Below are 16,823 nucleotides of genomic sequence, written 5' to 3'. Positions count from 1 at the left end.
GCCGGACACCCCAGGGCTACTTGCGGTTGTACAGCCGCATCGTGATCGGACCGAAGACCAGCACGAACACGCCCGCCCAGCCCAGCGACCAGGCGATCTCGGCGGTGGGCCACTCACCGGCCATCAGCTCCCGAACCGCGGAGGCCAGATGGGTGACCGGGCTGTTGTTGACGAACGCCTGGAGCCAGCCCGGCATGGTCCGCGGGTCGACGAAGACGTTGGACAGGAAGGTGAGCGGGAAGATCACCATCATGCTGACGCCCATCACCGACTTCTCGGTGCGCAGCAGCAGCCCGAACATCGTCCAGATCCACGAGAACGCGAACGAGAACACCACCAGCAGCAGGATCCCTGCGATCACCCCACCGGGCCCGCCGTCCGGCCGGTAGCCGAGGATGATGCCGACGGTCAGCATGACCACGGACGCGATGGTGTAGCGCAGCGCGTCGCCGAGCAGATAGCCGACCATCGTCGACGGCCGCCAGATCGGCAGGCTGCGGAACCGGTCGAAGACACCCTTCTCGATGTCCGTGTTGACCGAGACACCCGTGTACATCGTGATCATCACGACCGACATCACCAGGATGCCCGGCAGCAGGAACTGGATGTACTCCCTCGGCGAACCGGCCAGCGCCCCGCCGAACAGGTACGTGTACATCAGCACCATCATGATCGGGAAGGCGGTGACGTCGAAGAGCTGCTCCGGGACGTGCTTGATCTTCAGGATCGCGCGCCAGCCGAAGGTCAGCGACGCCGACCACGCGCTCGGCCGCGGCGGCCGCTCCTTGGCCACGAGCAGCGCGGCCAGCGACTCGGTGCTGACGGGGGCCAGTTCCTTGGTCTCGGTGGTGGTCGCTGTGCTCATGCGGCTGCCCCGTCCTTCGCGTCGTGAGCCTGCGGCTCGTCGTGCACCTTGGTGTCGTGTCCGGTGAGGGCCAGGAAGACCTCGTCCAGGCTCGGCTGGCCGAGTGAGAAGTTGTCGACGACGACGCCGACGCGGGCCAGTTCGGCGAGCGCGGCGGCGGCCTGCTCGGCGGCGCCCTGGCCGTTCGAAGCACCGGCGCCGACGCGTGCGGTCAGCGCCACCGGGTCCGGCTCCAGCTGCACGTCCGCCTGGAGCACCTGCCGCAGCACCCGCGAGGCCTCCGGCCGCTGTTCCGCCTCGCGCAGCCGCAGATGTACGGAACCGGCGCCGACGGACGCCTTCAGCTCGCCCTTGGTGCCCTCGGCGATCACCTTGCCGCGGTCGATGACGGCGATCCGGGAGGCCAACTGGTCGGCCTCGTCCAGATACTGCGTGGTCAGCAGCACGGTCGTGCCCTGGGAGACGACCGCGCGCACGATGTCCCACACCTGGTTGCGGCTGCGCGGGTCGAGGCCGGTGGTCGGCTCGTCCAGGAACAGCAGGTCCGGCGTGTTCAGGATGGAGGCGGCGATGTCGATACGGCGCCGCATGCCGCCGGAGTAGTTCTTGACCTGCTTTCCGGCCGCCTCGGTCAGTCCGAAGGCCTCCAGCAGTTGGGCGGCGCGCTCCCGCGCGGCCTTCTTGTGGTGGCCGAGGAGGCGACCGAGCAGGACCAGGTTCTCGGTGCCGGTCAGGTCCTCGTCCACGGACGCGTACTGCCCGGTCAGGCTGACCCGGCCGCGTACCTCGTCCGCCTCCCGGACGACGTCGTGGCCGAAGACGTGGGCCTCACCGCCGTCCGGCCTGAGCAGGGTGGCGAGCATCTTCACGGTGGTGGTCTTCCCGGCGCCGTTCGGACCGAGGACGCCGTACACCGTGCCGGTGGGCACGGCCAGGTCGACGCCGTCCACGGCCCTCGTCTCGCCGAACGTCTTCACCAGGCCCGCGGTCTCGATGGCCAGACCGGGCGTCTGCTGGCTCATGTGGGGTGTCCTTCCGCGTACTCGGGTTACGCATGGGGAGACCTCCACCGTCGCGCAAACTCATCGGTCGCGCACAGGGATTTCTCAACGGACCGGACCAACGACGCAGGGGGCCTCCGACCAGAGACGGAGGCCGGAGACGGAGGCAGAGACGGAGGAGTGACACAGGGGCCTGGGACCGGAGACGGGGGAGTAGCGTCCCCCTCATGCATGCGATCACGATTCCCGAACCTGGTGGGCCCGAGGCGCTGGTGTGGGACGAGGTCCCGGATCCGGTCGCCGGGGAGGGCGAGGTGCTGGTCGAGGTGGCGGCCAGTGCCGTCAACCGGGCCGACATCCTGCAGCGGCAGGGTTACTACAACCCGCCGCCCGGCGCTTCCCCCTACCCCGGCCTGGAATGCTCCGGCCGTATCGCCGCGCTCGGCGCAGGCGTCGCCGGCTGGGCCGTGGGCGACGAGGTGTGCGCGCTGCTCTCCGGTGGCGGCTACGCCGAGAAGGTCGCCGTTCCGGCCGGCCAGCTGCTGCCCGTGCCCCGCGGCCTCGACGTCCGGCAGGCCGCCGCGCTGCCCGAGGTGACCTGCACGGTCTGGTCGAACGTCTTCATGGTCGCCCATCTGCGCCCCGGCGAGACCCTCCTCGTGCACGGCGGTTCCAGCGGCATCGGCACCATGGCGATCCAGCTCGCCAAGGCCGTCGGCGCCAAGGTCGCCGTCACCGCGGGCACCAAGGAGAAGCTGGAGCGCTGCGCCGAACTGGGCGCCGACATCCTGATCAACTACCGCGAGCAGGACTTCGTCGAGGAGATCAGGCAGGTCACGGCCGGCGCGGGCGCCGACGTCATCCTCGACAACATGGGCGCCAAGTACCTCGACCGCAACGTCCAGGCGCTCGCCGTCAACGGCCGACTGGCGATCATCGGCATGCAGGGCGGCGTCAAGGGCGAGCTGAACATCGGCGCCCTCCTCAACAAGCGCGCCGCGATCAGCGCGACCTCGCTGCGCGCCCGCCCGCTCGACGAGAAGGCGGCCATCGTCGCCGCCGTACGCGAACACGTCTGGCCGCTGCTCGACGCCGGTCACGTCCGCCCGGTCATCGACCGCGAGCTGCCCATGCGGGACGCCGCCGACGCCCACCGCCTGCTGGAGGAGAGCGGCCACGTCGGGAAGGTCCTGCTCACGACGTAGCGCGCGAAGAGGTCACTCCTGCGCCCGGCGGACCCGCAGCGCCACGAACGCGAGCCCGAGCCCGAGGCCGATGAGTACCAGCCCACTGCCGAGCGGCAGGATCCGCAGTACCGGTTCGGACCCGGCGGGGTCCGTGACGGCCTGATCCAGGGGCTCCTCCTCGTGCGTGGCCCCGGGACCGGACGCCGGTGGCGACGCGGGTACGTCGTCGGCGGCGCCGGTCCCGCTCGGGCGCGCCGGCGGCGTCTCGGGCCACGGCTCCTCCGGCCGCCCCGGCCGCATCCGCCCCTCCCCGGCCCGGCTCCCGGCCCAGCTCGGCTCGACAGAGGGGGAGGCGGAGGCGGAGCCGGAGGGCTCCCCGCTCGCCCACGGCTCCTTCGCGTCGTACGACGCCACGGCCCCGCACCCGAGCACGGCCGTACTCAGCGCCACCCCCAGCACCACCACCCCCGCCGCACGCCGCACGCGCCGCCTTGGAGTCACGTCGGTGACCCCCTCCCGGAAACAGGTCGCCAAACAATCGACGCGACGAGCCTCACATCAACTGACGAACGCGGCATTCCGGGCGCCGCCAAGTGGTCGTAATCGGTGGATCACCCTGCACGGGGGGCGCCTCAGTGGTGGGGTGGACGTGTGCGAGAGAATGACGGCATGGAGATGCCGAGGAACGAACGGTCGTCGGAGAACGCCCAGAGGATCCTGGTCGTGGGCCAGGACGGCATGGCACTCGGCGGTGGTGGGGACGACGACTCCCACGAGACCCCGTTGACCGAGCAGGTCGAGCAGCCGGCCAAGGTGATGCGGATCGGCAGCATGATCAAGCAGCTCCTGGAGGAGGTGCGCGCGGCTCCTCTCGACGAGGCCAGCCGGGTCCGGCTCAAGGAGATCCACGCGAGCTCGGTGAAGGAGCTGGAGGACGGCCTGGCGCCGGAGCTGGTGGAGGAACTGGAGCGGCTCTCCCTGCCGTTCACCGACGAGGCCACCCCCAGCGACGCCGAACTGCGGATCGCGCAGGCCCAGTTGGTCGGCTGGCTGGAGGGTCTCTTCCACGGGATCCAGACCACACTGTTCGCCCAGCAGATGGCCGCGCGGGCCCAGCTGGAGCAGATGCGCCGCGCCCTGCCGCCGGGCATCGGCCAGGAGGGCCACGACGACCCGCGCACGGGCGGCCGCTCGGGCGGACCGTACCTGTAGGGACACCACAAAGGGCCCGGCACACGCCGGGCCCCTTTTTCAGGAAGCCGGACTTCAGGAAGCCGGATGTATCAGGAAGCCGGGTGCCCCGTCGACACCGCGAGCTCGATCTCCGGCACGTCATCCGGATCCACATCCGTGCCCGCGGACGGGAACTGGTCCATGACCGTGCCGTCGCCGTAGGTGTTCTCGTCGACGTCCTTGATCTTCAGCTGCCAGCCCGCGGCCTGGAGGCACTCCCTGACCGACGAGATGTTCTTGAACTGGAAGTCCGGGATCCGGATCTTCTCGGGGTCGTTGTACGACTCGTCCGGCTCCGTGCACTCCTCCTTCTCGATCGTCTTCGACGTGTCCGGCCCGCGGTAGCCGGGCACCTCGGTCGACGATGCGGAGGTGCTCGCCCCGCCGCCCCCACCGTTGTTCTCGGTGCCGCCGCCGTTCAGCGCCAGGGCCATGACCAGGCCGCCGACCGCGACGAGGGCGACGACGATCGAGCCGATGATGACCGGCTTGTTGCTCTTGCCGCCACTCGCGGGCGGCGGGGTGTGCGGCGTGAGGTTGTACGCGGGCGGCGTGTTCGGCGTCGGCTGCGCCCCGTACGCGGCGTGCGGCGTCGGGTAGCCGCCCTGCTGCGGGTAGCCGTACGACGGGGAGGGTGTGGGCGTGCCGTACGGGTTCGGGTTCGGCGTCGGGTGCGGCTGGTACGGCGTCTGTACGTTGCTCTGCGGCGGCGGCGGAGTCGCCTGGTCGACCGGCGGGAACACCGCGGAGCCGACGCCCGCGCCGCTCTGCGTCGCCGCGCCCGGCACGATGCTCGGCGGGGCCGCCTGGAAGGACGCCGCCACCCGAAGGCACTCGTCGCGCATGGACTCGGCCGTCGGGAAACGCTCGTTCGGGTTCTTCTTCAGCGCACGGGCGATCAGCGCGTCCACGGCCGGCGGCAGCGAGCGGTTGATCGAGGACGGAACCGGCGGTTCCTCCTGCACGTGCGCGTACGCGATGGCCAGCGGCGAGTCCGCGTCGAACGGCAGCCGCCCGGTGACCAGTTGGAACAGCATGATGCCGACCGAATACAGGTCGGAGCGCGCGTCCACGCCCCGGCCCAGCGCCTGCTCCGGCGAGAGGTACTGCGGGGTGCCGACGACCATGCCGGTCTGCGTCATCGACGTGACACCGGACTGCATGGCGCGGGCGATGCCGAAGTCCATGACCTTGACCACACCGCGCTTGGTCACCATCACGTTGCCCGGCTTGATGTCCCGGTGGACCAGGCCCATCTCGTGGCTGATCTCCAGCGCCGCGAGCACGTCCGCGGTGACCTTCAGCGCTTTGTCGGCGGGCATCGCGCCGTACTGCCGTAGGTCCTCGTCGAGCACGGAGCCGAGCGGGCGGCCCTCGACGTACTCCATGACGATGTACGGAGTTGTCATCCCGTCGAGGTTGTCCTCGCCGGTGTCGAAGACCGAGACGATGTTGGTGTGCGTGAGCTTCGCCACGGCCTGCGCCTCGCGGCGGAAGCGTTCGCGGAACGCCTGTTCGCGGCCCAGCTCGGTGTGCAGTGTCTTGATCGCGACCTGGCGGTCGAGCACGGCGTCGTACGCGAGGTGCACCGAGGCCATGCCGCCCTGGCCGAGCAAGTCACGCAGCTGATACCGGCCGCCGGCGAGTGCCCGCCCCGCGTACCGGCCCTGTGCGCCGTCCTGGCTCATGTTCCCGTATCCCCCGTAGACCGTCAGGCGCCGTTGATCGAAAGTGCCATTCCCGGCCAAGTCTGCCCCAGGGCACTGACACGTCAAGCTCGGTGCCCGTTCCGTGACCGTACGCGAAAGAAGCGTCGCGGAAGCGTTACAGCGGCCGTACGGCCGGTACACAGGATTTGCACGACGCGACGGCACAAGGGTTGGATGACCGGTTCGACGGCCCGTCCGTCCCGGACCGGTCCCGGTATCCATCTCGGAATCCATCTCGGACCGGCGGCTTGCCCGAAGGCTGTAGCGTGGCCGACGGAGACCGTAACAACACCGCGCGCACCGCGGGCAGAAACGACGGCGAGGACTGATGGCACAGCAGCAGCGCGCTCAGGGCCCGTCCGACCCCGAGGCGACTGGCGGCGGGATGTCAGATGCGCCGGAAATGTGGGGTAACGGCGGGCTTGTCGGGGACGGCCGGTACCGGCTGACCCGCAGACTCGGCCGGGGCGGCATGGCCGAGGTGTTCGCCGCCGAGGACGTCCGTCTCGGGCGCACCGTGGCGGTCAAGCTGCTGCGCTCCGACCTCGCCGAGGACCCGGTGTCCAAGGCGCGCTTCACGCGCGAGGCCCAGTCGGTGGCCGGTCTCAACCACCACGCGATCGTCGCCGTGTACGACTCCGGCGAGGACTTCGTGGGCGGCCAGTCGGTGCCGTACATCGTGATGGAGCTGGTCGAGGGCCGCACCATCCGCGATCTGCTGCACAACGCCGAGGCGCCCGGCCCGGAGCAGGCCCTGATCATCGTCTCCGGCGTCCTGGAGGCGCTCGCCTACTCGCACCAGCACGGCATCGTGCACCGCGACATCAAGCCGGCGAACGTCATCATCACGCACAACGGCGCCGTGAAGGTGATGGACTTCGGCATCGCCCGCGCCCTGCACGGGGCGTCCACGACGATGACGCAGACCGGCATGGTGATGGGCACCCCGCAGTACCTCTCCCCGGAGCAGGCGCTCGGCAAGGCCGTCGACCACCGCTCCGACTCCTGGCGCTGCGCCCGCCGTTCGTCGGCGAGACTCCGCTGTCGGTGGTCTACCAGCACGTCCAGGACATGCCCACCCCGCCGTCAGAGGTCTACGAAGCCTCGCCGCCGGAGCTGGACGGCCTCGTCATGCGCTCGCTGGCCAAGGAGCCCGACGACCGTTTCCAGACCGCCGAGGAGATGCGCGGGCTGGTCCAGTACGGCTTGCAGATGCTGTACGACCAGGGCGGCCACACCGGCACCTGGAACACCGGCCCCGTCACCGCGCACGACGGCGGGCAGACCCCGACGAGGGGCATGGCGGGCACCGCCGTGCTGCCGAACACGGGCGAGGGCACCGCGCAGATCCCGCAGCCGATCATCCCCGGCTACGGCGGCCGCGACGACGGCGGTTTCGAGGGGCACGGCAACAAGGGCAGCGGCCGCGGCAAGCTGTGGATCCTCGCCGTGCTCGCGGTGATCGCCATCACGGCCGGTGTCGCGCTGGCGCTGAACAACGGCGGCGGCGGCGAGGGCGGCGGCACCGACACCACGCCGACTCCGACCAGCTCGCAGACCACCGGGGACGAGACGCCCAGCGCGTCGCCGAGCGACGAGGCGACCGAGGAGTCCACGGACACGTCCACCGAGGACAGCGACGACTCGGGTTCGGGTTGGGGGGACTACACGCCGTCGTACACCCCGTCGTACACGCCGTCACCCTCCGACAGCCAAGGTACGACGGACCAGCCGACGAACCCCACGCCGACGGAGACCGGGGGCACGGACACCGGCGGGACCGACACCGGCGGCACGGACACGGGCGGCACGGACACCGGTGGCACGAACACCGGCGGGACCGACACGGGCGGCACGAACACCGGGGGCACGGACACCGGCGGAGCCAACACGGGCGGCACGGACACCGGGGGCACCAACATCGGGGGCGTGGACGGCGGCGTTTGAGCCGCCCCCGGGCGAGCCTCAGTCCACGAACGCCCCGCACACCGCGTCGTACTCCCGCGTCCACCACACGGCCAGTGCCGAGGCGGCCGGGAACTGGGGGTCGGCGCGGGTGTCGCCGCGTTCGTAGTGCCAGCGCAGCATCCAGAAGTCGTTCAGCCGCTCCCACCACACCCGGTGCACGGCCGCCGCGAGCTCCGAGGGCGTGGCCTTGGCCGCACGCCGGTACGCGCGCGCGTACGCGTGCACCTTCGGCAGGTCGAGGGTCCCGGCGGCCCGGACGAAGAAGATCGCGGCGGCGCGTACGGCCTCCTCCGCGCGCGGCTGGACGCCGAGCCGGTCCCAGTCGACGATCGCGGCCGGCGCGTCCCCTTGGTAGAGCAGGTTGAACGGGTGGAAGTCGCCGTGCACCCAACCCACCGAGCCGCCGCGCGGGGGACGCCGGTCCGCGTGCCGTTCCAGCAGGGCGCGCCGTTCCAGGAGGCGGTGGCGGGCCAGTTCGTCGAAGGAGTCGGCGGGGCGGTGCCGGCGTACGCGCGCGAGGAGGTCGTCGATGAGGTCGAACGTGTCGGCGGGGTCGGCGCTCTCCACGGGGTGGGGGCTCGTGGCTGGGGGCGTGCGCCCCTTGGGCGGCATCACGCGCTCCAGGGTGGCGTGGACGGCGCCCAGCAGCGCCCCCAGGCGCGCGCACTGACCGGTGCTGAGCTGCCCGCCGTGCCGGTGCCGGCCGTCGATCCACGGGTGCAGGGCGTAGGCGTGGCCGCCCACCACCGCGACCGTACGGCCGTCCCGCCCGGCCAGCGGCGGGGCCACCGGGACGCCGAGGTCGGCCAGCCGCTGGGTGGCCCGGTGCCGGCGCTCGATGGCGGCGGGGTCGGCGGTGTCCGGGTCGAAGTGGTGCTTGAGGAAGTAGCGGCCGCGGGTGGTGCGGAGCCGGTAGCCCCGGTTGAGCAGGCCCTGGTCGACGGGGTCGCAGGTGAGGGCGGAACCGGCGGCGTACTGGCGCAGAAGGGCGCTCAGTGGGGGCGCGTGGGGCACGGGGGGTGGTACACAAGGGCGCGGCACGCGCCAGATGCTAGGGCACGAATCAGGCGTGTGAGCTGGGCGTTGTCACAGGAAGTCGTCGACGATCGCTTTCGGTCACAAGTGTGGCCGTACGTGTGGTCACTGTTTCTCGGCCTGCATTCGCGCCACATATGCGGCAGCCTGGGAACGCCGCTGCATGCCGAGTTTGGAAAGCAGACTCGACACGTAATTCTTGATCGTCTTTTCCGCGAGGTGCAGCCGCTCGCCGATCTGCCGATTGGTGAGCCCTTCCCCGATCAGATCGAGAATCCGGCGCTCCTGCCCGGTGAGCCCGGTGAGCCGGTCGTCGCCCTTCGGCTCACCGCCGTCGCGCAACCGCTCCAGCACCCGGGCCGTCGCCGCGGGGTCGAGCAGGGATTTCCCGGCCGCGACGTTCCGTACGGCCCACGGCAGCTCGCCGCCGCGGATGGCCTTCAGGATGTACCCGGAGGCGCCCGCCATGATCGCGTCGAAGAGGGCCTCGTCGTCGTCGAACGACGTCAGCATCAGGCACCTGACGGTGTCGTCCCGGGAGCGGACCTCGCGGCACACCTCGACGCCGTTGCCGTCCGGGAGGCGTACGTCGAGCACCGCGACGTCCGGACGCGTGGCGGGAATCCGTACCAGCGCCTCGGCCGCCGTACCGGCCTCGCCGACCACCTCGATGTCGTCCTCGACGGAGAGCAGCTCATGCACGCCACGCCGGACGATCTCGTGATCGTCGAGCAGAAATACCCGGATTTTTCGGTTTTCGCGCACGACGTCAGTCTCACACACCGACTCTTCCCGTGACCTGGGTGAGCGGGATAACGTGCCGGTGTTCCGGCCCCCTGCAGGGCTGTGACCAGTGCCTCTTCCCGGCTTTGCGATTTACTTGGATTTCCAAGCAAAAACGCAGGTCAGGAGGGGTTACACAGAATTGTGGAGCACTGGGTAACGTGACTGTTGCAGGGCGCTCGCCGGGGCACCTGTCACGCCTGTTCCGGCCGAGCGGCACCCACCCCGTGCACGGGACGGAACAGGTGAGCCGCACTGGCTTTCCCGGCAATCCCGGGGGCCGGACCGACGGAGGAGCACACGTGACCGTGGAGAGCACTGCCGCGCGCAAGCCGCGACGCAGCGCCGGAGGCAAGGCCGGCACCAAGCGCACCACCCGCAACACCGCCCAGGACACCGACCCCGAACTCGTCCAGCTGCTGACGCCCGAGGGCGAGCGCGTCAAGAACGCCGAGTACGAGCAGTACGTCGCCGGTGTCACCCCCGAAGAGCTCCGCGGCCTCTACCGCGACATGGTGCTCACCCGGCGCTTCGACGCCGAGGCCACCGCCCTGCAGCGGCAGGGCGAGCTGGGACTGTGGGCCTCGCTGCTCGGCCAGGAGGCCGCCCAGATCGGCTCCGGCCGCGCCCTCCGCGACGACGACTACGTCTTCCCGACCTACCGCGAGCACGGCGTCGCCTGGTGCCGCGGCGTCGACCCGACCAACCTGCTCGGCATGTTCCGCGGCGTGAACAACGGCGGCTGGGACCCGAACAGCAACAACTTCCACCTCTACACGATCGTCATCGGCTCCCAGACCCTGCACGCCACCGGCTACGCGATGGGCGTCGCCAAGGACGGCGCGGACTCGGCGGTCATCGCCTACTTCGGCGACGGCGCCTCCAGCCAGGGCGACGTGGCCGAATCGTTCACCTTCTCGGCGGTCTACAACGCCCCCGTGGTGTTCTTCTGCCAGAACAACCAGTGGGCGATCTCCGAGCCGACCGAGCGCCAGACGCGCGTGCCGCTCTACCAGCGGGCCCGCGGCTACGGCTTCCCCGGCGTCCGCGTCGACGGCAACGACGTGCTGGCCTGCCTCGCGGTCACCAAGTGGGCCCTGGAGCGGGCCCGCAACGGCGAGGGACCGACGCTGGTCGAGGCGTACACGTACCGCATGGGCGCGCACACCACCTCCGACGACCCCACCCGCTACCGGCACGACGACGAGCGCGCCGCCTGGGAGGCGAAGGACCCGATCCTGCGCCTTCGCCGCTATCTGGAGGCCTCAAACCACGCGGACGAGGGATTCTTCGCGGAACTCGAGGCGGAGAGCGAGGCGTTGGGCAGGCGAGTGCGCGAAGCGGTCCGTGCGATGCCGGACCCGGACCACTTCGCCATCTTCGAGAACGTGTACGCGGACGGGCATGCGCTCGTCGACGAGGAGCGAGCGCAGTTCGCCGCCTACCAGGCGTCGTTCGCGGACGTAGAGGGGGTCTGAACATGGCCGTGGAGAAGATGGCCCTGGCCAAGGCGATCAACGAGTCGCTGCGCCGCGCCCTGGACGCCGACCCCAAGGTCGTCATCATGGGCGAGGACGTCGGCAAGCTCGGCGGCGTGTTCCGTGTGACCGACGGCCTGCAGAAGGACTTCGGCGAGAGCCGCGTCATCGACACCCCGCTCGCCGAGTCCGGCATCGTCGGTACGGCGATCGGTCTGGCCCTGCGTGGCTACCGTCCCGTCGTCGAAATCCAGTTCGACGGCTTCGTCTTCCCGGCGTACGACCAGATCGTCACGCAGCTCGCGAAGATGCACGCGCGCTCGCTCGGCAAGGTCAAGCTCCCGGTCGTCGTCCGCATCCCCTACGGTGGCGGCATCGGCGCGGTCGAACACCACTCGGAGTCCCCCGAGGCGCTCTTCGCGCACGTGTCCGGCCTGAAGATCGTCTCTCCGTCCAACGCCTCGGACGCCTACTGGATGATGCAGCAGGCCATCCAGAGCGACGACCCGGTGATCTTCTTCGAGCCCAAGCGGCGCTACTGGGACAAGGGCGAGGTCAGCACGGAGGCGATCCCCGGCCCGCTGCACAAGGCGCGGGTGACCCGCGAGGGCACCGACCTGACGCTCGCCGCGTACGGCCCGATGGTGAAGCTCTGCCACGAGGTCGCGGAGGCGGCCGCCGAGGAGGGCAAGTCGCTGGAGGTCCTGGACCTGCGCTCGGTGTCCCCCCTCGACTTCGACTCCATCCAGGCGTCGGTCGAGAAGACGCGCCGCCTGGTGGTCGTCCACGAGGCGCCGGTGTTCTTCGGCTCCGGCGCGGAGATCGCCGCCCGGATCACCGAGCGCTGCTTCTACCACCTGGAGGCCCCGGTGCTCAGGGTCGGCGGCTACCACGCCCCCTACCCGCCGGCCCGCCTGGAGGAGGAGTACCTGCCCGACCTGGACCGCGTGCTCGACGCCGTCGACCGCTCGCTGGCGTACTGAGGAGAGGGTCGTGACGACGATGACGGAAGCTTCCGTACGCGAGTTCAAAATGCCCGACGTGGGCGAGGGCCTGACCGAGGCCGAGATCCTCAAGTGGTACGTCAAGCCCGGCGACACGGTCACCGACGGCCAGGTGGTGTGCGAGGTCGAGACGGCCAAGGCGGCGGTGGAGCTGCCCATCCCGTACGACGGCGTGGTCCGCGAGCTGCACTTCCCCGAGGGCACCACGGTCGACGTCGGCACGTCGATCATCGCGGTGGACGTCAGCGGCGGCGCGGCACCCGCGCAGGAGGCGCCCGCCGAGCCGAAGGAGCAGCCGAAGCAGGAGGGCCGCCAGCCGGTGCTCGTCGGCTACGGCGTGTCCACCTCCTCCACCAAGCGCCGCCCGCGCAAGGGCCCGGAGGTCCCGGTCCAGCAGGCCTCGGCGGCGCTGCAGTCCGAGCTGAACGGCCATGGCGGCCGGGAGGGGACGGCACCGCCCGCCCAGGCGCCCACCGCTGCCGCACCCGCGACGGCGCCCACCGCCGCGCCTTCGCAGGAGCGCCCCCTCGCCAAGCCCCCGGTGCGCAAGCTCGCCAAGGACCTAGGCGTCGACCTGGCGACGGTCACCCCGACCGGCCCGGACGGCATCATCACGCGCGAGGACGTCCACGCGGCGGCGGCCCCGGCTCCCGAGGTGGCGGCACCGACGCCGGCCGCGGCACCCGCGGCTCCCGCTGCGGTGGCATACGACACCACCCGGGAAACCCGCATCCCGGTCAAGGGCGTCCGCAAGGCCACCGCCGCCGCGATGGTCGGCTCGGCCTTCACCGCGCCGCACGTCACGGAGTTCGTGACGGTCGACGTGACGCGCACGATGAAGCTGGTCGAGGAGCTGAAGGCGGACAAGGAGTTCGCGGGCCTGCGCGTGAACCCCCTGCTCCTCATCGCCAAGGCGCTCCTGGTCGCGATCAAGCGCAACCCGGACATCAACGCGTCCTGGGACGAGGCCAACCAGGAGATCGTGGTCAAGCACTACGTCAACCTGGGCATCGCGGCGGCGACCCCGCGCGGTCTGATCGTGCCGAACATCAAGGACGCGCACGACAAGACCCTCCCGCAGCTGGCGGAGGCGCTGGGCGAGCTGGTGACCACGGCCCGCGAGGGCAAGACGTCCCCGGCGGCGATGCAGGGCGGCACGGTGACGATCACCAACGTCGGCGTCTTCGGCGTCGACACCGGCACGCCGATCCTCAACCCCGGCGAGTCCGCGATCCTCGCGATGGGCGCGATCAAGCTCCAGCCGTGGGTCCACAAGGGCAAGGTCAAGCCCCGCCAGGTCACGACTCTGGCCCTCAGCTTCGACCACCGGCTGGTGGACGGCGAGTTGGGCTCCAAGGTCCTGGCGGACGTGGCAGCGATCCTGGAACAGCCGAAGCGGCTGATCACCTGGGCGTAACGCCGGCAGAGACAAGGGGCCAACCGCGCAACGGCGGTCGGCCCCTTCAGGCGTTCGTGGGCGTCAGCCCAGGCGGGCGAAGCCGTAGTTGAGGAGTTTCTTTGCGTCCGTTTCGCGCTGGGCGGCGGACGTGGAGGTGAGGACCGTGCCGATGACGGTCTTGCCGTTGCGGGTGGCGGCGAAGACCAGGCAGTACTTGGCCTGGCTGCCGGAGCCGGTCTTCACGCCGATGGTGCCGCTGTACTTGCTCAGCAGCGTGTTGGTGTTGGTCCACGTGTAGTAGCGGTAGCCGCCGTTCTTCGTGGTGACCTTCTGCTTCGTGGACTTCGTCTTCACCAGCGCGCGGAAGGTGGAGTTCTTCATCGCGTTGCTGGCGAGTTTCGTCAGGTCGCGCGGCGTCGAGTAGTTCGAGCCGTTGCTGATGCCGTCGAACGAGTCGAACTTCGTGTTCTTCATGCCGAGTTGCCGGGCCGTGGTGTTCATCTTGCCGATGAACGACTTCACGCGCGCGGCCCGCGTCGAACCGGTGCCGAACTTGTCGGCGAGCGCGTAGGCGGCGTCACAGCCGGACGGCAGCATCAGCCCGTAGAGCAGCTGACGGACGGTGACCTTGTCGCCGACGATCAGGCGGGCGGAGGAGGCGTTCTTCGACACGATGTAGTCGCTGTACGCCTTCTGCACCGTGACCTTGGCGTTGAGGTTCAGGTTCGGCTGGGACAGCACGACCTTCGCCGTCATGATCTTGGTCGTCGAACCGGTGGCGCGCTTGGTGTCGGCCGCCTTGGTGTACAGCGTCTTGCCGTTCGCGTTGTTCATGATGTAGCCGCCCTTGGCGGCGATGGACGGCGCGGTGACGGCCTGCGCGGGTGCCGCGGTGAGGGCTCCGGTGGCGAACACGGCGCCGGCGGTCGCGGTGACGGCGACGGCTCTGCGGATACGGATGCCCTTGATGCCGGTTATCAACTGAGATACCCCGAATACGTCGAATGCCCCTGTGGCGCGGCCGGGTTGGACGGGAGTACAGCAGGCCGCATGTGTGTGACACGTACCTAGCACGAATAGTTGTGCGGGAATTGTGTCGGGGTGGTCAGTCAGGTGTGGTCCGCATGGTGGACGGTCCCGGCCATGCGTACGTGTTGTATCTATCCTGTCGGCATGACCCTGGCCGCCGTGAAGCAACCCCCTGCCGCCGACCGCGTCTACACCCACGTCAAACAAGGCGTCCTGGACCGCCGTTACGAGGGCGGCACCCTCCTCACCGAGGGCGAGCTGGCCGACGCCGTGGGGGTGTCGAGGACCCCGGTGCGTGAGGCGCTGCTGCGGCTGGAAGTCGAAGGGCTCATCAAGCTCTACCCGAAGAAGGGCGCGCTCGTCCTGCCCGTCTCCGCCCAGGAGATCGCGGACGTCGTCGAGACCCGCCTGCTGGTGGAGGAGCACGCGGCGCGCAAGGCCGTACCCGCGCCCTCCGGGCTCATCGAGCGCCTCGAAGAGCTCCTGGCGCGGCAGAAGGAGCAGGCCGCCGCCGGGGACCTGGCCGCCGCCGCCGTCACCGACCGCTGCTTCCACGCCGAGATCGTGCGCAGCGGCGGGAACGAAATCCTCTCCCGGCTCTACGACCAGCTGCGCGACCGGCAGTTGCGGATGGGCGTCGCCGTGATGCACTCCCACCCCGACCGGATCGCCAAGACGCTCGCGGAGCACCAGGAGATCCTGGAGGCGCTGCGCTCCGGGGACGCCGACCAGGCCGTCGACGTGGTCCACCGGCACATCGGCTGGTTCTCGCACCTCGCGCGGGGTGAGGTCCGATGAGCTCGGCGTCGGTGTCCCTGCCCGGCGATCCGCCCGGCGGCCGGCGCGCGGTCGCCGTCTGGGGGATAGGCGTCTCGGTCTACTTCGTCGCCGTCATCTTCCGTACGTCGCTGGGGGTCGCCGGCCTCGACGCCGCCGACCGGTTCGACGTCAATGCGTCCGCGCTGTCGACGTTCTCGATCCTCCAGCTCCTGGTCTACGCCGGGATGCAGATCCCCGTCGGCCTGCTGGTCGACCGGCTCGGCACCAAGAAGGTGCTGGGGCTGGGCGTCGTGCTGTTCACGGCCGGGCAGCTGGGCTTCGCGTTCTCCCCCTCGTACGGCATGGCGCTCGCCTCGCGCGCGCTGCTCGGCTGCGGTGACGCGATGACGTTCATCAGCGTGCTGCGGCTCGGCAGCCGCTGGTTCCCGGCCCGCCGCGGCCCGCTGATCGCGCAGCTCGCCGGGCTGGTCGGCATGGCGGGCAACCTGGTCTCCACGCTGGTCATCGCCCGGCTGCTGCACGGCATCGGCTGGACGGCCGCGTTCGCGGGCAGCGCCGTCGCGGGGGTCGTCGTCCTCGTACTGCTCGTGCTGTTCCTGAAGGACCACCCCGAGGGGCACGAGCCGGAGCCCCTGCCCCACATGGGGGCCGCGTACGTACGACGGCAGATCGCCGCGTCCTGGCGGGAGCCGGGGACCCGGCTCGGGCTGTGGGTGCACTTCACGACCCAGTTCCCGGCGATGGTGTTCCTGCTGCTGTGGGGGCTGCCGTTCCTGGTCGAGGCGCAGGGGCTGTCCCGGGCCACGGCCGGGGAGCTGCTGACCCTGGTCGTGCTGTCGAACATGGCGGTCGGACTGGTCTACGGCCAGATCGTCGCCCGGCACCATGGGGCGCGGCTGCCGCTGGCGCTCGGAACGGTGGGGGCGACGTCGCTGCTGTGGGCCGTGACGGTGTTCTGGCCGGCCGATCGGGCGCCGATGTGGCTGCTGGTGGTGCTGTGCACGGTGCTGGGCGCGTGCGGGCCCGCCTCGATGATCGGGTTCGACTTCGCCCGTCCCGCGAATCCGCCGGAACGTCAGGGGACGGCGTCCGGGATCACCAACATGGGTGGTTTCGTCGCCTCGATGACCACGTTGTTCGCGGTGGGCGCGCTGCTGGACGCCACCGGCGACGACTACACGATGGCCTTCTCGTCGGTGTTCGTGCTCCAGGCGGTGGGGGTCTCGCAGATCCTACGGCTGCGGAGGCGGGCGGCGCGGCGGGAGCGGGAGCGGTTGGTGGCGAGCAGGGTGGAGACGGTGCACGTCCCTGCGTAGGCGCGCGGCGTTGGGGTGGGCGTCCCGGGGGCTGCG

At 70.5% G+C, this 16,823-nt stretch carries 14 protein-coding genes and 1 pseudogene; 8 read left to right on the top strand and 7 right to left on the bottom strand.

What is annotated here, in order from left to right; translation table 11 throughout:
* Window positions 1-16 precede the first annotated feature (16 nt).
* Window positions 17-865: an ABC transporter permease gene (locus SSP24_RS28780; RefSeq protein WP_141312643.1), complete on the bottom strand. Its 849-nt coding sequence runs from the start codon at window positions 863-865 to the stop codon at window positions 17-19.
* Entirely contained in the window at window positions 862-1,887 is a 1,026-nt protein-coding gene (locus tag SSP24_RS28775) for an ATP-binding cassette domain-containing protein (protein ID WP_141312641.1), read from the bottom strand. The genes SSP24_RS28780 and SSP24_RS28775 overlap by 4 nt, the downstream gene beginning before the upstream one ends.
* 206 nt (window positions 1,888-2,093) lie before the next feature.
* Between SSP24_RS28775 and SSP24_RS28770 the strand changes: the two genes are divergently transcribed.
* Entirely contained in the window at window positions 2,094-3,071 is a 978-nt protein-coding gene (locus SSP24_RS28770; protein WP_141312639.1) for an NAD(P)H-quinone oxidoreductase, read from the top strand.
* Window positions 3,072-3,083: 12 nt separating this feature from the next.
* Here SSP24_RS28770 and SSP24_RS28765 read toward each other — a convergent pair whose 3' ends face one another.
* Window positions 3,084-3,554 carry a hypothetical protein gene (locus SSP24_RS28765; protein WP_141312638.1) on the bottom strand — a complete coding sequence of 157 codons (471 nt, stop codon included), beginning with the start codon at window positions 3,552-3,554 and terminating at the stop codon, window positions 3,084-3,086.
* Between the two features lie 168 nt (window positions 3,555-3,722).
* Between SSP24_RS28765 and SSP24_RS28760 the strand changes: the two genes are divergently transcribed.
* The gene (locus SSP24_RS28760; protein WP_141312636.1) at window positions 3,723-4,265 is read left to right on the top strand and encodes a bacterial proteasome activator family protein; all 543 of its coding nucleotides are present in this window, start codon (window positions 3,723-3,725) and stop codon (window positions 4,263-4,265) included.
* Window positions 4,266-4,336: 71 nt separating this feature from the next.
* Here SSP24_RS28760 and SSP24_RS28755 read toward each other — a convergent pair whose 3' ends face one another.
* Window positions 4,337-5,974, bottom strand: coding sequence for a protein kinase domain-containing protein (locus SSP24_RS28755; RefSeq protein WP_141312634.1), 1,638 nt, complete (start codon window positions 5,972-5,974; stop codon window positions 4,337-4,339).
* Between the two features lie 349 nt (window positions 5,975-6,323).
* Here SSP24_RS28755 and SSP24_RS28750 point away from each other — a divergent pair.
* A pseudogene (locus SSP24_RS28750) lies at window positions 6,324-7,942 on the top strand (protein kinase domain-containing protein).
* A gap of 18 nt (window positions 7,943-7,960) precedes the next feature.
* Here the strand turns inward: SSP24_RS28750 and SSP24_RS28745 are convergent.
* Together SSP24_RS28745 and SSP24_RS28740 are read right to left on the bottom strand one after the other, a co-directional pair.
* Window positions 7,961-8,977, bottom strand: a complete 1,017-nt coding sequence (locus SSP24_RS28745) for a phosphotransferase (RefSeq protein ID WP_174864733.1) — start codon at window positions 8,975-8,977, stop codon at window positions 7,961-7,963.
* A gap of 126 nt (window positions 8,978-9,103) precedes the next feature.
* The gene (locus tag SSP24_RS28740) at window positions 9,104-9,763 is read right to left on the bottom strand and encodes a response regulator (RefSeq protein ID WP_141312632.1); all 660 of its coding nucleotides are present in this window, start codon (window positions 9,761-9,763) and stop codon (window positions 9,104-9,106) included.
* Between the two features lie 320 nt (window positions 9,764-10,083).
* Between SSP24_RS28740 and pdhA the strand changes: the two genes are divergently transcribed.
* The 3 genes from pdhA to SSP24_RS28725 are packed head-to-tail and all read left to right on the top strand — an operon-like array spanning window position 10,084 to window position 13,680.
* Window positions 10,084-11,259 (top strand): pyruvate dehydrogenase (acetyl-transferring) E1 component subunit alpha, encoded by a 1,176-nt coding sequence (gene pdhA / locus SSP24_RS28735; protein ID WP_141312630.1) that lies wholly within the window; start codon window positions 10,084-10,086, stop codon window positions 11,257-11,259.
* 2 nt (window positions 11,260-11,261) lie between these two features.
* Window positions 11,262-12,242 carry an alpha-ketoacid dehydrogenase subunit beta gene (locus tag SSP24_RS28730; protein WP_141312628.1) on the top strand — a complete coding sequence of 327 codons (981 nt, stop codon included), beginning with the start codon at window positions 11,262-11,264 and terminating at the stop codon, window positions 12,240-12,242.
* A gap of 10 nt (window positions 12,243-12,252) precedes the next feature.
* Complete coding sequence (locus tag SSP24_RS28725; RefSeq protein WP_141312627.1) at window positions 12,253-13,680, top strand: dihydrolipoamide acetyltransferase family protein; 1,428 nt, start codon at window positions 12,253-12,255, stop codon at window positions 13,678-13,680.
* Window positions 13,681-13,743: 63 nt separating this feature from the next.
* Here SSP24_RS28725 and SSP24_RS28720 read toward each other — a convergent pair whose 3' ends face one another.
* Window positions 13,744-14,643: a D-alanyl-D-alanine carboxypeptidase family protein gene (locus tag SSP24_RS28720; RefSeq protein ID WP_141312626.1), complete on the bottom strand. Its 900-nt coding sequence runs from the start codon at window positions 14,641-14,643 to the stop codon at window positions 13,744-13,746.
* Between the two features lie 192 nt (window positions 14,644-14,835).
* Between SSP24_RS28720 and SSP24_RS28715 the strand changes: the two genes are divergently transcribed.
* Entirely contained in the window at window positions 14,836-15,489 is a 654-nt protein-coding gene (locus tag SSP24_RS28715) for a GntR family transcriptional regulator (RefSeq protein ID WP_141312625.1), read from the top strand.
* A complete protein-coding gene (locus SSP24_RS28710; protein WP_141312624.1) occupies window positions 15,486-16,787 on the top strand; it encodes an MFS transporter in 1,302 nt (433 codons plus the stop codon). Before SSP24_RS28715 ends, SSP24_RS28710 begins: the two co-directional genes overlap by 4 nt.
* Window positions 16,788-16,823: the final 36 nt, after the last annotated feature.

Source organism: Streptomyces spinoverrucosus (assembly GCF_006539505.1).
Lineage (GTDB): Bacteria > Actinomycetota > Actinomycetes > Streptomycetales > Streptomycetaceae > Streptomyces > Streptomyces spinoverrucosus.
Note: the sequence above shows the minus strand (reverse complement) of the source record. Positions and strands in the feature narration are given on the sequence as shown.

What these genes read in the sequence shown, in the direction of transcription:
- SSP24_RS28780 (WP_141312643.1), bottom strand. Translation starts at nt 865, where the DNA reads ATGAGCACAGCGACCACCACCGAGACCAAGGAACTGGCCCCCGTCAGC.
- SSP24_RS28775 (WP_141312641.1), bottom strand. Translation starts at nt 1,887, where the DNA reads ATGAGCCAGCAGACGCCCGGTCTGGCCATCGAGACCGCGGGCCTGGTG.
- SSP24_RS28770 (WP_141312639.1), top strand. Translation starts at nt 2,094, where the DNA reads ATGCATGCGATCACGATTCCCGAACCTGGTGGGCCCGAGGCGCTGGTG.
- SSP24_RS28760 (WP_141312636.1), top strand. Translation starts at nt 3,723, where the DNA reads ATGGAGATGCCGAGGAACGAACGGTCGTCGGAGAACGCCCAGAGGATC.
- SSP24_RS28755 (WP_141312634.1), bottom strand. Translation starts at nt 5,974, where the DNA reads ATGAGCCAGGACGGCGCACAGGGCCGGTACGCGGGGCGGGCACTCGCC.
- SSP24_RS28730 (WP_141312628.1), top strand. Translation starts at nt 11,262, where the DNA reads ATGGCCGTGGAGAAGATGGCCCTGGCCAAGGCGATCAACGAGTCGCTG.
- SSP24_RS28715 (WP_141312625.1), top strand. Translation starts at nt 14,836, where the DNA reads ATGACCCTGGCCGCCGTGAAGCAACCCCCTGCCGCCGACCGCGTCTAC.
- SSP24_RS28710 (WP_141312624.1), top strand. Translation starts at nt 15,486, where the DNA reads ATGAGCTCGGCGTCGGTGTCCCTGCCCGGCGATCCGCCCGGCGGCCGG.